This is a genomic window from Lentzea sp. NPDC004782 (genome assembly GCF_040609115.1).
GTDB lineage: Bacteria > Actinomycetota > Actinomycetes > Mycobacteriales > Pseudonocardiaceae > Lentzea.
In genome coordinates this window covers 22,922-38,717 of sequence record NZ_JBEXJN010000012.1, presented here as the reverse complement: position 1 = coordinate 38,717, position 15,796 = coordinate 22,922, and the positions used below count along the sequence as shown (strand labels likewise).

The following is a 15,796-nucleotide window of genomic DNA, read 5'->3' as shown; positions in this document are numbered from 1 at the left end:
GGGGGACAGACGACATGACATCGAAGAACCGACAACTGTCCCGGCGCACGCTGCTGACCGCCGCGCTGAGCGGCGCCGTGGTGAGCGTCGCGGGGCACGGCCTGTTCACCGGAGTGGCCTCCGCGGCCCCCGGACGCAAGACGCTGGTCATCGGCAGCGTGGACCGCTGGGGCAACGGGATCGTGCAGCTCGCCGACCCGAGCCTCACCGGTGAGTCCACGATCGTCGCCGTCAACAGCCAGCCCAACGGCGTCGTGGGATCGCCGGACGGGCTGCGCGCGTACGTGGCGACGGCGTTCGAGCCCGGACTGACCGTCGTTGACGTCGACGCCGCGAAGGTCACCGGCGAGATCGCCGTGGGCGGCTTCGCGAACGAGGTGCTGGTCTCGCCCGACGGCAAGGTCGTCTACGTCGCGACCGGGTCGAGCGGCGCCGATGGTTCCAGCGGGCACGTGGCCGTGGTGGACGCGGCGACCGGTGACGTGCGAGCCCGGATCAAGGCCGGCCCGTTGCCGCGCTCGCTCGCGCTGACACCGGACGGCACACAGCTGTTCGTCGGCGACGAGCGGGTCAAGGGCGTCACGATCATCGACACCGCGAAGAACGCGGTGGCCGGGTCGTTCAGGACCGAGAAGCAGGTGCTGGAGCTCGCCGTCGACCCCAAGGGCAAGAACCTCTACGCGGCCTCGTTGCGCGAACTCGTCACGTTCGACCTGCGCGGCGGCAAGGTGGGTTCGACGGAGCTGGAGGGCCTTCCCTGTGGTCTGGCGGTGCACCCGGACGGGACGCTCGCGGTCGTGAGCCTCTACACGGGCCGCAACACGGACGCGCAGCTCGTGACGGTGAACATCGCGTCCAACAAAGTCAGGACGAAGGAGCCCAACGGCAAGGCGAACGGTCCTCTGACGATGAGCAAGGACGGTGACCGCGCCTTCGTGCTGGACGAGAAGAACCGCAAGGTCACGTCCGCGGACACCGCGACCGGCAAGCCGGACAAGTCCCTGTCGACCCCCAACTCGAACACGCCGACCTGCGTCGCGTTCGTCGAGTCCGCCTGAGCGCCGGGAGGAACCCGCGATGCCTTTCTCCATGGCCGTCAAGACCCTCGACTACACCCCGACCTGGCCGCCCTACCCGAGCCTGTGGATGGGCGGCTACGGCGGTGCTCCACGCGGCAACCAGGGCCTCGTGGACCGCAGGCTGCGCGCCCAGTGCGTCCTCATCGACGACGGCACCGGGCCCAAGGTGATGCTCCGCATCGACGTCATCAGCATCCCGAGATACGTCCACCAGGCGATCAGATCCGCGGTGGTGCCGTTGGTGGGCAACAACAACGGCGACTTCCTGATCATCTGCAGCCACACCCACTCCGGCCCGTTCATCGGCACGACACGGCCGGATCCGTACGTGATGATGAACCTCACGCCCGCGGACATCAGCGCCATCGAGGACACGACCACGGTCTTCGTCAACCAGATGGTCACCCTCGTGCAGCAGACGCTGGCGATGGCCCGCACGCCGGTCACGTTGTGGTACAAGGAAGGCACCGCGACGATCGGCTACAACCGTTGTGAGGAACCCAACGTCCTCACCACGATCAACGCGCTGATCGCCCGCCGCACGAGCGACAACGGCCTGCACACCGTCCTGTTCGGATACGCGTGCCACGCCGTGGCACGCGGCAACGACACGACCTTCTGCAGCGACTACCCCGGCGCCGCCACCGACGTGATCAGCAACGCGCTCGGCGTGCAGGCGCTGTTCTTCCAGGGCGCCGCGGGTGACCAGGAACCCAACGATCCGCACCAGCCCAGCCAGGTCACCAACCTGGGCACCGTCCTGGGCAACGCGGTCGTGCAGATGGTGAACTCGGGCGGCTGGAGCGCTCTCAGCGGCACGATCAGCACGTACTACAAAGAGCTCGAGCTCCAGCTGACCGTCGACTTCGGCGACCCGGCCGCGGTCATCCGCGCGCGCAACGCCTACAACCAGCGGCTCGACACCACCCCGCCCACGGACTACGGCTACCGCCACGCCGAGGTCATGCTCGATCAGATCGCCGGCCAAGGCCTGCCGCGCGTGTTCCCGATGCCCATCCAGCGCTGGAAGATGGACGGCCTGAACGTGCTCGCGCTGTCGCACGAGGTCCTCTCGGAGTACGCGGTCAGGCTGCGGGCCCAGACCCCTGGTCGGCTGTGGGTCATGGCCTACGCCAACGAGACCGAGGGTTACGTGGCGGCCAACGGCATCCTGCAGACCGGCGGAGGGATGCGCTTCGGCTACGAGGCCGGCTGGATCGACGACGCCACGATCTCCGGCGCCGGCACGTGGACGACCTTCTACCCGTGGCCCGCACCGCTGAAGTTCAGCCCGAGCGGCCCGGCGGCGGCCGGGACGACCGAGCGGGTGCTCCTCGACGCCTGCACGACCATGCTGAACCTCTGAGGGGTGGTTCAAGAGATGCCAGGACCCAGCACCACGTTGACGGCCCGCTACGGCCTCGCTCCGGTCTACCCGTGCGGCACGACCGGAGACCTGCACCTGTTCGAGCACTCGACGCCGACCACCGGCACCTTCGCCTGGGGCGACAACTACCAGGTGGGTTCGGGCTGGCAGGGCCGGGTGCTCGCCGGCCCGAGCGGGTGGATGTTCAGCATCACCACCGGCGGTGAGCTGAGACTGCTGCACTACAACGGAACCAACTGGGACCTGTTCAACGGCAGCCAGTACGTGGTGCTGGCCCAGGGCTGGTCCTACACCGCGGCGAACACCCGCTACCGGATCTCGGTCGACGAGGACGGCGTGATCTACACGCTCGACACCCTCGGCAACCTCAAGGCGCACTACTACAACTTCACGACCAAGCAGTGGGCCGTGCAGGGCGCCCTGCTCGACACCGGGCTGACCCAGTACAACGCCATCGTGGCAACGAGCCGTGGCGTGGTCTACGCCCGCAACGCCGCCGGCGCGATGTACCGCTACTACATCGACTTCTGGTCCGCGGCCACGGCGACGTGGGTCAAGCCCACCACGACGGTCACCACCGGCTGGGCGAACCTGAAGAACCTGAGCTCGGCGGGCGGCGAGACGTTCTACGCCGTGAACCAGAACAACGGCAACCTGCTCTGGTACAGCTACAACCCCGTCGCCATCACGTGGAAGAGCGCGAAGATCATCGGCAGCGGTTGGAACAACGAGCAGGACGTCGTCGTGCAGTCCAACGCGTGCAGCCGGTTCCCGTGGGACACCGCGTGCACCTCGTTCGGGCCGCAGGACGGCGGGGCCGTGATCACCCGGCTGAACCAGGTGAAGAAGAACTGACGTGCTGAAGCCGAGGCCGCCTCCAGCACCGATGGGGGTGAACCGGGTGAACCCGTGTCGCGACAACGGCTTCAGGCCGCGAGTAGATGCGGTGTGGCCGCACCCCCTGCGCGGCCACACCTCTTTCAGAGCCGCACGAGGTGGGACACCCGCACGGGCTTGGGTTCCTCGGCGGGCAGTTCCTCCGGCAACCACGCGCGCAACGCCCGCCCGAACCTCAGCAGCGTCCGCCAGCTGTCCCACAACGCCAGCAGCAGGCCGGCCAGCACCATCGACGCCGCGACCGCGAGCACGCCGTCGTCCTGGAGCAGCACCACCACCGCGACGACCGCCCACACCTCCACGACCGTGTACACGATCAGGAGCAGCACCTGCTCCATGTGCTTGCGACGGGCCCGCAGCACCTGTGCGCGGGAGTCGGGGTCGGGCAGTGACTGGCGCATCGTGACCACTCCTGAACTCGATGAACTCGTGTCACCGAGCAAACCGCCGACGCGCGGAGAAGTCTGCGTCATATGCCGCACAGGGCGCGCAATTCGTGCTCGTGAAGAATTTTGATGTCGTTCCGCCGGGTGGCGATTATGTTCTCGTCACGCAGCACTTTCAACGTTCTGACCAGTGTCTCACGAGAAATTCCCACAATGCCCGCGAGTTCGCGCTGGCTGAGTGGCACGGTCGCGATCATGTCGTCCGCCTCGCGGTGTGCGAGGTTGAGCAGGACCGCGCCCACCCGGTACAGCGCCGGCCCGGTGCGCAGGTCGTGCTGGTCGCTCGTGGCGCGTTGGCGCGAGACCACGACGCACAGCAAAGCCCACGCGATGGACGGGCGCGCGTGGCACAGGTCCTTCAGCGCCTGGCCTTTGATCACCAAGCCGCACACGCGGTCCACGGCGATCAGAGCGGCCGCGCGAGCGCCGCCGTCGATCGCCGAGAACTCCCCGATGATCTCCCCGGGGCCGCGCACGGCGAGCACGCTTTCCTCTCCCGTGATGGTGGTCCTGGTCACCCGGACTCGGCCCTGCCGCACCACGAGCACGTTCCGCGACCGGTCGCCCTGGTGGCATATCACCTTTTTGGGCGCAAAATCCACCTTGGTCGCCACACTTCGCAACGCTGCGCGATCAGATTCATCGAGCATCCCCCAAAAAGAGCGGTCCTTCCCCATGGTTCCATGATTGCGGCAAGTGCACCCGCCCGGCCTGACCCGATTGATCTAAATTCGACCGGGAACAGGACACCGCTCGATCACGTCCGGAACAACAGATCGCCACCGGTGCGGTTGGGGCCCTCGTGGAACGGACACCGCGCGCCGAGCCGCGGGTGGTCCTGGCCGTGGACGTGAAGAAGTTCAGCGACCCATCCGCACGAACCACCACCGGGAGATCGCGCAGGACGGTCTGTACGAGATGTGGGCTCAGCGGTGGAAGACGTTGCCGTAGGCGCCTTCGTTGACGATGTCGGTGAGGTCGAGCAGCGCGTCGATTCCGGCTTCCCGCACCGAACGGCAGTGGTGACGCGTAGTTCGGTGAGGCGTCGCCGGGGCAAGCAACCTTCTTCCATCCGTTTTGCGGTTTTCTGCCCGATATATCTCCGGTGTGATTGTGAATGTGTTGTTTGGTGACGGCTCGTGTGCCAGGCTCTGGCTGGCTGGCGATCTGAGGCGGGTCGCCTGTATCTGGGGGGATTCAATGGGCTTCGCCCTGCTTAGACGCGCGCGTGTGAGAGTTGTTGGGACGAGACTGATCAGTGGGACGGTGGCTGCTGCCGCCGTCCTTTTGTTTGCCCCGCCCGTGGTGCACGCGGCGCCGACGGCGGTGCCGGATGAGGCATCCACTGAGGCGGCAGCGAAGGTGTTCGCCAAGCAGGGCAACAAGAGTGTGAGGGTCACGTCGTTGACGACGGAGACCGATGAGGTGTCGGCGCAGCCGGATGGGTCGTTCCAGCTGCGCTCCTACGTGCGTCCGGTGCGTGTGAAGCGCGGTGACCATTGGATCGACGTGGACACCACCCTGGAGCGGCACGCGGACGGCACGATCGGCCCGAAGGCGTCCACTGTGGATGTGACGTTCTCGGGTGGTGGCCAGGGTTCGAAGGCGCGCGGGCCGCTGGTGAAGATCGGTTCGGGTGATACCGAAGTTGGCCTCGCGTGGGAATCGGACCTGCCCGCGCCGGTGCTGGACGGTGCGTCCGCGACGTATCCCGAAGTGTGGCCAGGGGTGGACCTGAAGGTCACCGCGGACACGCTCGGGTTCTCCGAGCTGCTGGTGGTCAAGACCCCGGAGGCGTCGCGCAATCCCAAGCTGGCCAAGGTGGCGTTCGGGTCGTACACGCGCAAGACCCAGGTGCGTCCCGGCCAGAACAAGGTGTCGGCGAAGTCGGCGCAGGTGTCCACGAACGGTCTGGATGTGGTGGACGGCAGCGGCAAGACCGTGTTCACCGGTGACGCGTCGCACATGTGGGACGCGGCGGGCAAGCAGGCGACGATGACCACCGAGGTGAGTGGTGACACGATCTCGGTGACGCCGGATCCGGCGTTGTTGTTGGGCAAGGACACGAAGTTCCCGGTGTCGATCGACCCGGAGTACTACTGTTCGAACACGTCGTGGTGCGGTCAGCAACATCATGTGGTGACGCAGTCGGGGTATCCGAGCGCGCGCAACTACGACGCGACCGGCGGTGACCTGGGCGATCTGAAGGCCGGGTACGAGAACTACGACAAGGCCGGCACGTCGCATTCGTATGTGCAGATGAACTCGGCTCCGGTGATCGGCAAGATCATTCACTGGGCGCGGTTCGACGCGCCGGTGTTGCACACGGCGTCGTGTTCGCCGGCGGCGACGGAGTTGTGGCGCACGGACGCGATCGGTGGTGGCACGACGTGGGGCGCGCAACCGGTGTTGCGTGACTGGGTCGGATCGAGCAACGTGGCGAACTGCAAGGACGCCGGTGGTGTGACGATGTCGGTCACGGCGACGGACATCGTGCGGCGCGCGGCGGGCGAGGGGTGGCAGAACATCACGTTCGGCCTGAAGGGTACGGACGACGACGAGTCGCACCAACGCACTTCGAGCTGGCGGAGGTTCGGTCTGAACACCTATCTCGAGGTGAACTACGACTCGGTGCCGGACAACCCGTCCGGGCACGCGATGCAGAACGGCACGGTGCCGTGCGTGAAGGGCGCGAACCGGCCGTGGGTGGACACGCGGACGCCGCAGGTGTCGGCGTGGGTGTCGGACCCGGACGGCGGCACGTTGTGGGCGGAGGTCGCCACGAGCGGTGGCCCGTACGGGGCGGACGTGCCGAACACGTACCGGGACAACAACGCCAACCGCCCGGCGTTCGCATCGGGATCGACCGCGCAGTACTGGATTCCGGACGGGTGGATCACCAAGGACGGCCTGTGGAAGTGGGCGATCCGGGTCGGTGACGGCGAGGTGGACTCGCCGCGGTGGGACTGGGACTGTGAGTTCTATGTCGACACGGTGGTGCCGAACGCGCCGACGGTGGCGTTGACGGGTGCGCAGCCGCAGATCCAGGGCGACATGGCGTCGTTCTCGGTCGCGGTGCCGCTCGCCACGCCGGGGCTGGACGACATCGATCACTTCGTCTACAGCACGGATGGTTCCGATCCGGCGGTGCAGGGTTCGCCGACGATCGCCCGTGACGCCGCGTTGGACGCGAACGGAAATGTGACCGCCAAGCTGACGGCGACGGCGGCGAACGGCAATCAGAACATCATCCGGGTCAAGGCGGTGAACAGGACCGGCAAGCCGGGCCCGAACGCGAACTGCGTCGCGGGCAACGGTCTGGACGCGGCGTCGTGCTCGTACGTGGTGCAGCCGCTGACGCCGGAGAAGGGCCTGATGGGTGCCTGGGCGATCGACGAGACGTACGGCACGTCCACATCGGACAGCGTCGCGGCTCTGCGTCCTGGCGCCACGCCGCACCCGGCCGCGCTCAACGGTGACGCGTGGTGGGCCCTCGGCTACAGCAGGGGCAACGGCTGGACCCAGCCGGACGCGGCGAACGCCAAGGACGGCGTCAAGGGCGGGATGCACTTCTCCGCCAACGGCTACCTGGCCGCGAACGGCCCGGTGATCGACACGACGAAGTCGTTCACCATGTCGGCCTGGGCGATGATCGCCGACACCAGCCCGGACGCCTACCACGCCGTCATCGCGCAGGACGGCAACGTCAACAGCGGCGCGTTCATCGAGTACTCGTCGGACGCGAAGACGTGGACGTTCAACCTGCCCGCCACGGATGCCACCAGCCCTGACAACCCGCGTGTCGTCGCGAGGTCCGCGCCGGCGCTGAACGTCTGGACGCACCTCACCGGCACGTACGACGCGCCGAGCGGCACGGCGACCCTGTACGTCAACGGCGTGAAGCAGAACTCGTTGGTGCGCAAGGGGTTTGCGACCAACGGCCCGCTGACCGTCGGTGGACTGAAGTGGAACAGCCAGCGGACGGCCTTCTTCAACGGCTTCATCGACGACGCCCAGGTGTGGCAGCGCGCGCTGTCGCCGGACGAGGTGCACGCGCTGGCGACCGCGTCGGTGTCGCGTGCCCAGTACGGTCTCGCCGAAGGCGCTGCCGCGGTGCTGGCCACGGGGTCGTCGGGCAACCGCCTGCCCGACGACAACTTCGTCCCGGCGCCGGTGCCCGCGTTGAACGGCTACTGGAAGCTCGACGAGTCGTCCGGCAACACCGCCGCCGACGCGGGAAACCAGGCGCAGGACAACGGCAACCACGGCAACGGTTACACGCCGCGCCCGGCGACGTTCACGGGCGGCAGCACGTGGACGGCGGGCAAGGTCGGCAACTCCGTGCACCTCGACGGCACCGGCTACGGCCAGACCACCGGTGACGTGGTGGACACCAGCAGGTCGTTCACGGTATCGGCCTACGTGAAGCTGGACGACCTCAACGGCTACTACGGCGTGATGGGGCAGTCCGATCCGAACACGCACGTGCCGGGCTTCATGATGCGGTACTCGGCGGACGTCAAGGCCTGGATCTTCGGGGTGAACAGCGACTCCGCCGACAAGACCGCCGCGCACATGAACTGGGCGTACGTGTCGGACAACTCGGCGAAGTCCGGCGTGTGGCAGCTGGTGACCGGTGTGTTCAACACCGAGACGAACCGCATCGAGATCTACGTGGACGGCAGGTTCGCCGGGCGTTCGGCGTTCCCCGCGGCGCCGTGGAACGTCGGCGGCGTGTTCACCATCGGCGCCTACGACGTCGGCGGCATCACGCACCAGCTCAAGGGGTCGGTCGACCAGGTGCAGGTGTGGCAGCAGGCGCTGACCGCGTCGCAGATCGCCGGCATGGCCGGACTGTCCTATCAGGACGCCACGTGGAACCTGAACGGTCAGCCGGCCGTCACGCCCGCCGGCAACGTCGCCGAGACGGCGGTCGCGGGCAGCTCGGCGAACGCCCAGTTCACCTGGGACGGGACCGTGACCGCAGGCCGGCCCGACAGTTTCCGCACGGACCAGTCCTTCACGGCTGAGGCGTGGGTGAAGCTGGACGCGACCGACGACACGACCCGTGGGGCGGTCTCGGTCGACGACACGGCCAGCCCGCCGTTCGAGCTCGGGTTCCGCAAGGACGACCAGCCCGAGGGCAAGTGGAACTTCGGCTTCTCCTGCAGCGCGAGCTCACCCTGCCTGAAGATCGCCTACAGCGATGCCAAGGCGGAGCGGGGCAAGTGGACGCACCTCACCGGGGTGTACGACGCCACGACGAGCACCGCGTGCCTGTACGTGAACGCGGTGCGCCAGTCGACGTGCCTGACCGGTGTGACCGGGCTGAACTCCACCGGACTGCTCCGGCTCGGCAAGATGAAGTGGAACGGGTCGCTGACGGACTTCTGGCACGGCGGCATCGCGGGAGTGCGCCTGTACTCGGGCGTGCGGACGCCCGACGAGATCAAGGGCGACCGCACCGCCGACGACCCCGGCCGCCTGTTCGGCGTCGTCCACTGACGGTTACGTCGCACCACAATCAGCGCATTTTCGTCCGGTACTTGGGGGAAACGATGGGTGTGTGGCGCTTTTCGCGCGCCGTGAGAGCGGTCGTGGCCGCGGTCGCTCTCACGTTGGTCATGGGGCACGTCGACGCCGATGCCGCTCCGCGCAAGGGGTGGCACGGGCTGGGTTGGGAGCTGCCCGAGCTGCAGAAGCCGAAGGACGTGCACGGCGGTGATGCGCCGCTGCGGCCGGCGCCGGCGAACACCACCGCCGGCCGGGCGTTGCGCACCGCGCCGAAGGTGACGTGGCCGTTGCCGGTCACCACCGAGGTGGAGCTGCCGGCGACCACGCAGGGGGACGCCCAGCCGAAGGCCCTCAAAGCCGGTGTGTCGCCGATCTCGGTGACGCGCGGGCACGGTCGTGACGCGAAGGGCGCGTTCACCGCGAAGGCGGACAAGGCCGTCGCGCGGCACGACAAGGGCAAGGTGAAGGTCGAGGCCGTCAACCACGACCTCGCGAAGAAGGCCGGCGTGGCAGGCGCGCTGCTGCGGATCACCCCGGTCTCCGGTGACACGACCGGGCCGGTGTCGGTGGACATCGACTACTCCGGGTTCAAGGACGCCTACGGCGCGGATTTCGGTCAGCGCCTGCGGTGGGTGACCTACCCGGAGTGCATTCTGTCCACTCCGGACAAGCCGGAGTGCCGCAAGCCCACGCCGGTGGACTCGGTGAACCTCGAGGGCAACAAGCACCTCGTCGGTGAGATCGCGTTCCCGCAGCAGATGACGGCCTCGTCAGCCTCGTCGAGCTCGGGCGCGACGGTGATGGGCACGGCCAGCGGGGCGAACTCCGGTGGCGGTGACTTCACCGCGACGACGCTGTCTCCCGCCGGTTCCTGGACAGCGGGCAGCTCGTCGGGCGACTTCACCTACAACTACCCGATCGCGGTGCCCGCGCCGCCGGGTGGCGCGACGCCGAAGGTGGCGCTGACCTACGCGTCCGGAGCGGTGGACGGGCTGACGTCGGCGACGAACAACCAGCCGTCGGTGGTGGGTGACGGCTGGGAGCTCACGGTCGCCGGCTACATCGAGCGCAAGTACGAAGGCTGCGCCGTCGACCCCGGGAACAACGGCGACGCCAAGGTCGGCGACCGGTGCTGGGTGTCGGACAACGCGACGCTGAACCTCGGTGACCGCAACGGCGCGCTGATCAACGACCCGCACACCGGCTGGCACCCGAAGAACGACGACGGGTCGAAGATCGAGCGCCTCTACGGCGCGGCGAACGGCGCGAAGGACGGCGAGTACTGGAAGGTCACCACCACGGATGGCACCCAGTACTTCTTCGGCCGCAACCACCTGCCGGGGTGGCGGGACGGCAACATCGAGACGCAGTCGGTGCAGACCGAGCCGGTCTTCGGCAACAACGACGGCGAACCGTGCCACGCGGCCGACTTCGCGTCGTCGTGGTGCACGCAGGCGTACCGGTGGAACCTGGACTACGTCGTGGATCCGCACGGCAACGCGCAGACGTTCTACTACCAGCCGGAGACGAACTTCTACGGCCTGAACGGCAACTGGGAGACCGCGGGCACGCAGTACGTGCGGGGCGCGTACCTGCTGCGCATGGAGTACGGGTTCAACGTCAGTACCGACAGCCTGTACGGGGCGGCACCCAACTCGGTGATCTTCGACAGCGCCGAGAGGTGCGTGTCCGGGAACTGCGATCCGGGCGCGTTGAACAAGGACACCGCGAGCTCGTGGCCCGACGTTCCCGCGGACGAGATCTGCAACGCCGGTGACGCGTGCAAGAACAACATGAACCCGTCGTTCTTCACCCGCAAGCGGCTGACGTCGATCACCACGAAGGTCGGCGACCGGGCGGTGAACCGGTGGGACCTCGGGCAGTCGTTCCCGCCGACCGGAGACGGGTCGTCCGCCGCGTTGTGGCTGGACTCGGTGACGCGGACCGGCCTGGCGGGCGGGTCGCTGACGTTGCCGCCGACGACGTTCATCGGCACGGCGAAGGCGAACCGGACGTTCCCCGGTAGCCAGGAGCTGACGTCGTTGACCCGCAACCGGATCACGTCGATCGTCAACGAGCAGGGCGGCGTGACCACCGTCGACTACTCGGCCCCCGACTGCCAGTCGGGCACGCCGGATCCGGCGCACAACGCCACCCGCTGCTACCCGATCTACTGGACGTACCAGGCGGCCAAGGACCCGCGGATCGACTGGTTCAACAAGTACGTGGTGACCGACGTCCTCGAGGACGGCCGCACCGTGCTGTCCCAGCAGAAGCGGACGCACTACGACTACCTCGACGGCGGCGCGTGGCACTTCGACGAGAACCCGATCGGCGACCCGCAGTACAAGACGTACTCGGCGTGGCGCGGGTTCGACACGGTCAGGACCACGAAGGGCAACCCGGACGACCCGGCGGGCAAGCAGTCCGTGTCGACGGTGAAGTTCCTGCGCGGCATGGACGGCACCGTCACCGCCTCGACCGGTGACAGCGTGCACGACGCCGACCAGTTCCGCGGCCGGTCCTACGAGACGACCACCTACCTGGACGGCAATCCGATCACGGTGAGCGTCGAGACCCCGTGGTCTTCGGGTGCGACGGCGACTGATGGTTATGGTCGTCAATCGTTCCGCACGAACTCGGCGGGCACGAAGCAGCGAACCTGGATCGAGCACTCGAAATCGTGGCGCACGACCAACAAGACCACGACGTTCAACGACCAGGGTCTGCCGACCGAGCAGCTCGACGAGGCTGATGGCCTGCCGTCGACGTGTACGCGTACGAGTTACGCGCAGAACCTCGGCGCGTGGATGCTGACGTTCCCGAGCAGCGTGCAGAAGGTGTCGGGCGGCTGCGCGAACAACCCGGCGGGCAGCGGCAACATCCTCGCCGACTCGCACACCCTTTACGACAGCCAGGGATTCGGCGCCGCGCCGACCAAGGGCGAGGTGACCCAGACCGACAGCCTCGACACCTGGCCGGCCGGCGGGGCGGAAACCTTCACCTCCACCAAGACGACCTACGACACCTACGGCCGCGTCAAGACCGCGACCGACGAGCTGAGCCGTACGACGACCATGTCGTACACCCCCGCGGCCGGCGCGGTCAGCAAGATCACCGCGACCAGCCCGGAGGTTGGGCCCGGCAAGCCCGGTCATGTCCAGGCGAAGGCGTTCGATCCGGTTTCCGGGCTCGAGACGTCCTCCATCGACGCCAACAACCGGCACGCCGACGCGACGTATGACCCGCTCGGGAGGCTGACGGCGCTGTGGAGGCCCGGCCACGACAAGGACCAGGGCGGTCCCGCGGACGTCAGGTACGACTACATCGTCAGCAACAGCAAGCCAAGCGTCGTCACGACCAAGACGCTGCTGTCGTCGGGCCAGTACTCGTCTACCTACGCACTGGTCGACGGCCTCGGCCGGACGGTGCAGACGCAGGCTCCCACGGCGTACACCTCGGGCCGCGTCGTCAACGACACGCTGTTCGACTCACAGGGCAGGCAGTGGAAGCTCCATAACGCCTACTGGAACAACGACTCTGGTCCCTCCGGGACGTTGCTCGCCGTCCAGGACCTGCAGGTTCCGAACACGACGATGCTCAACTTCGACTCGGCTGGCAGACAAAGCGCCGCGATCACGCTGCGGGACGGCACGGAGGTCACCAGGTCGACCGTCGTCGTCGACGGCGACCGGACGACCACCATCCCACCCTCGGGAGGTACGGCCGAAACGGTCGTCACCGACTCGCTCGGCCGGTTGTCCTCCAGGCTCCAGTACAAGGACCTGGCGCACAGCAAGCTGGGTGACCCGGCTGACATGACAAGCTACTCGTACACACCTGCGGGTCAGCTCGCGTCGGTCACCGACGCCACCGGCAAGAACAAGTGGCTTTACACGTACGACATGCACGGCCGCAAGGTGTCCAACACCGATCCGGACACAGGCACGACCACGGCGAGCTTCGACGCCGCAGGCGAACTCAAGTCCACAGTGGATGCAGAAGGAAGATCGCTCTTCTTCGACTACGACGGCCTCGGTCGTAAGACGGTCGAGCACAGTGGTTCGGCGTCTGGGCCGAAGCTCGCTTCCTGGACCTACGACACCCTGCTCAAGGGCATGCTGACCAGGACGATTCGTTACGTCGACAACCAGCCGTACGCGGTGAACGAGGTCAACGGTTTCGACAATGCCGATCGCCCGACCGGCACGACGATGACCCTCGTCTCGGAGAACGGCGTATCGGGCTCGTACAGCTTCCCGGTCACGTACGACAGCAACACCGGCGCCGTCGCGACCGCGACGAGCCCTGGGGTGGGTGGTTTGCCACAGGAGACGATCTACAAGGGTTACGACGCATTGGGTAACCCGACCACGACGACCGCGGCGATGAGCTCCGGCGTCACGACTTCGCTCGTGTCGGAAACGGACTACAGCCCGTTCGCCAAGGTGCTGCGGGAGAACTTCGCCGCAGCGACCGACCCCAAGCAGGTCTCCACCACCAAGACCTACGACGACACCACCGGCCAGGTCACCAACATGTTGACCGTGCGGGCTACGACCGCCACACCACAGGTCGCGAACCGCACCTACAGCTACGACCCGGCAGGCAACGTCACCAAGGTCGCCGACACGCCTGAGGGGCAGACGGCGGACGTGCAGTGCTTCTCGAACGACTATCTGCGCCGCACGACCGAGGCTTGGACTCCGTCCGACGGCAACTGCGCGACCCCGAAGTCGGTTTCAGCATTGGGTGGTGCGGCCCCGTACTGGGACAGCTGGACCTACGACGTCACGGGCAACCGCACAACGCAGACCCAGCACGTCACCGGCGGAGACGTCGTCGCCACGAGCACCTTCCCCGAAGCCGGGGCCAAGCAGCCGCACGCGCTGCAGTCGGTGAGCAGCAAGACCCCGACGGCCACGACCAAGAGCGACTACACCTACGACAAGTCGGGCAACACGCTTACCCGCAACCCCGGTGGTAAGGGGCAGACCTTCACCTACGACGCCGAAGGACATGTCGCGACCGTCACCGAGACCGGTGGCAAGGTCTCAACGTATGTCTACGACGCCGACGGCAACCGGCTCGTCACGAAGGACTCGACGGGCACGACGCTGTCGATCGGTGACGTCGAGTTGTTCGTACCCACGGGGTCGACGACGGCGACCGGTACCCGTTTCTACACGCATGGCGGAGAGAAGATCGCCGAGCGGACGGGCAACGGCAGCGTGACCTGGATGCTGGGCGACCACCACAGCACCAGCGTTGCCACGGTGAAGTCAGGGGACCTGTCGGTGAACCGCCGGTACCTCGACCCGTTCGGCAACACACGTGGTCCGAACCCGAGCACGTGGCCGGACAAGCACGGATACCTGGACGGCCTGCAGGACACCACGGGCCTCACCAGTGTGGGCGCGCGGGAGTACGACCCGACGATCGGCCGGTTCACTCAGGCCGATCCCCAGTTCGACCTCACGCATCCGCAGTCGTGGAACAACTACGCCTACAGCGGTAACAACCCCACCACCTGGAGTGACCCGAGCGGCAAGGGTTTCTGGGACATCGTCGCGATCGTCGCGGTGGTCGTGGTCGTGGTCGTGGTCGTCACGGTGATCACGGTGACGACGTTCGGTGTCGGTGACGCGGCGCTCGCGGGCGCGGCCGGAGCAGGCCTCGCGGCGGAGGAAGGCGCCGGGGTGGTCGCCGCGGGCACAGCAGCCATGGAAGGAACGGCCGAAGCAGCACCCGCACTCGAGGCCACTACGACGACCGAGACCGTCACGTCGACCGAGACGTTCACCGAGACGACGGTGAACACGGAGGTCAACGCCGAGGCCGCGGCCGAACCTGCTGCCACCGAGTCGGCGGCGAGCAGCGAGGCGAGCACTGCGGACGCGGCTACCGGTGAGTCGGCGCAGGCTGGTGAGTCCGCGGAGGCAGGCGAGTCGGCGGAGGCGGGCGAGTCCGGCCAAGCCGCGGATCCCGCGCAGGCGGCCAAGCCGGAACCGGTTGGCGGCGGCGACACGTCGGGCCCCTGGGCGGAGGGCCAGACACCCGCCGAAGGCCAGGCCGTCGGCCAGATCACCAATGGGTCGTGTGTGTCGGCCTCCGGCGAGATGCTGACCGAAGGCGCCATGTCACAGGAGTCGATTCTGGAATCGATCGGCGAGTGGTCCAACCCGGAGTCGCTCGCGGAGCACCTCGGAGATGGGTGGAACTACAACTATTTCGGTGATCCGGCGGATGCGGTGGCACAGGCTGCCGAGGGACCGATGGGCGCGATGCTCAAGGCGTTCGGGTACTCCGCGCACATGGTGGTGACCTCGCCACTGAGCGTGGGCCGATTCCTGGTCCAGGATCCGTGGGCGGGTGGATCGGTCTACGAGGTGACCAGCGAGTGGATCGAGCAGTACGTTCTGGCCGGCGTCTTCAAGTAATGCCGAACTAGTGTGGTGTTCGTTGGTCCTCGC

8 protein-coding genes are annotated in these 15,796 nt (G+C 67.4%); 5 read left to right on the top strand and 3 right to left on the bottom strand.

The window, feature by feature from the left end:
- Nucleotides 1-14 precede the first annotated feature (14 nt).
- From ABZV40_RS13625 to ABZV40_RS13615, 3 genes are read left to right on the top strand one after another with little or no spacing between them, the layout of a single operon-like run.
- The gene (locus tag ABZV40_RS13625) at nt 15-1,058 is read left to right on the top strand and encodes a YncE family protein (protein WP_355439757.1); all 1,044 of its coding nucleotides are present in this window, start codon (nt 15-17) and stop codon (nt 1,056-1,058) included.
- 19 nt (nt 1,059-1,077) lie between these two features.
- Nucleotides 1,078-2,445: a hypothetical protein gene (locus ABZV40_RS13620; RefSeq protein ID WP_355439753.1), complete on the top strand. Its 1,368-nt coding sequence runs from the start codon at nt 1,078-1,080 to the stop codon at nt 2,443-2,445.
- A gap of 15 nt (nt 2,446-2,460) precedes the next feature.
- Nucleotides 2,461-3,321: a tachylectin-related carbohydrate-binding protein gene (locus ABZV40_RS13615; RefSeq protein ID WP_355439750.1), complete on the top strand. Its 861-nt coding sequence runs from the start codon at nt 2,461-2,463 to the stop codon at nt 3,319-3,321.
- A gap of 125 nt (nt 3,322-3,446) precedes the next feature.
- On the opposite strand, the gene ABZV40_RS13610 is transcribed toward ABZV40_RS13615, so the two are convergent.
- The 3 genes from ABZV40_RS13610 to ABZV40_RS13600 form a co-directional block, all read right to left on the bottom strand.
- On the bottom strand, nt 3,447-3,764 hold the full coding sequence (locus ABZV40_RS13610) for a hypothetical protein (RefSeq protein WP_355439747.1): 318 nt from the start codon (nt 3,762-3,764) through the stop codon (nt 3,447-3,449).
- A 68-nt stretch (nt 3,765-3,832) separates the two neighbouring features.
- On the bottom strand, nt 3,833-4,486 hold the full coding sequence (locus ABZV40_RS13605) for a Crp/Fnr family transcriptional regulator (protein WP_355439744.1): 654 nt from the start codon (nt 4,484-4,486) through the stop codon (nt 3,833-3,835).
- 249 nt (nt 4,487-4,735) lie between these two features.
- On the bottom strand, nt 4,736-4,870 hold the full coding sequence (locus tag ABZV40_RS13600; protein WP_355439741.1) for a hypothetical protein: 135 nt from the start codon (nt 4,868-4,870) through the stop codon (nt 4,736-4,738).
- A 301-nt stretch (nt 4,871-5,171) separates the two neighbouring features.
- On the opposite strand from ABZV40_RS13600, the gene ABZV40_RS13595 reads away from it, so the two are divergent.
- The gene (locus ABZV40_RS13595; RefSeq protein WP_355439739.1) at nt 5,172-9,314 is read left to right on the top strand and encodes a LamG domain-containing protein; all 4,143 of its coding nucleotides are present in this window, start codon (nt 5,172-5,174) and stop codon (nt 9,312-9,314) included.
- 92 nt (nt 9,315-9,406) lie between these two features.
- The gene (locus ABZV40_RS13590) at nt 9,407-15,763 is read left to right on the top strand and encodes an RHS repeat-associated core domain-containing protein (protein WP_355439737.1); all 6,357 of its coding nucleotides are present in this window, start codon (nt 9,407-9,409) and stop codon (nt 15,761-15,763) included.
- The last annotated feature ends 33 nt before the right edge of the window (nt 15,764-15,796 follow it).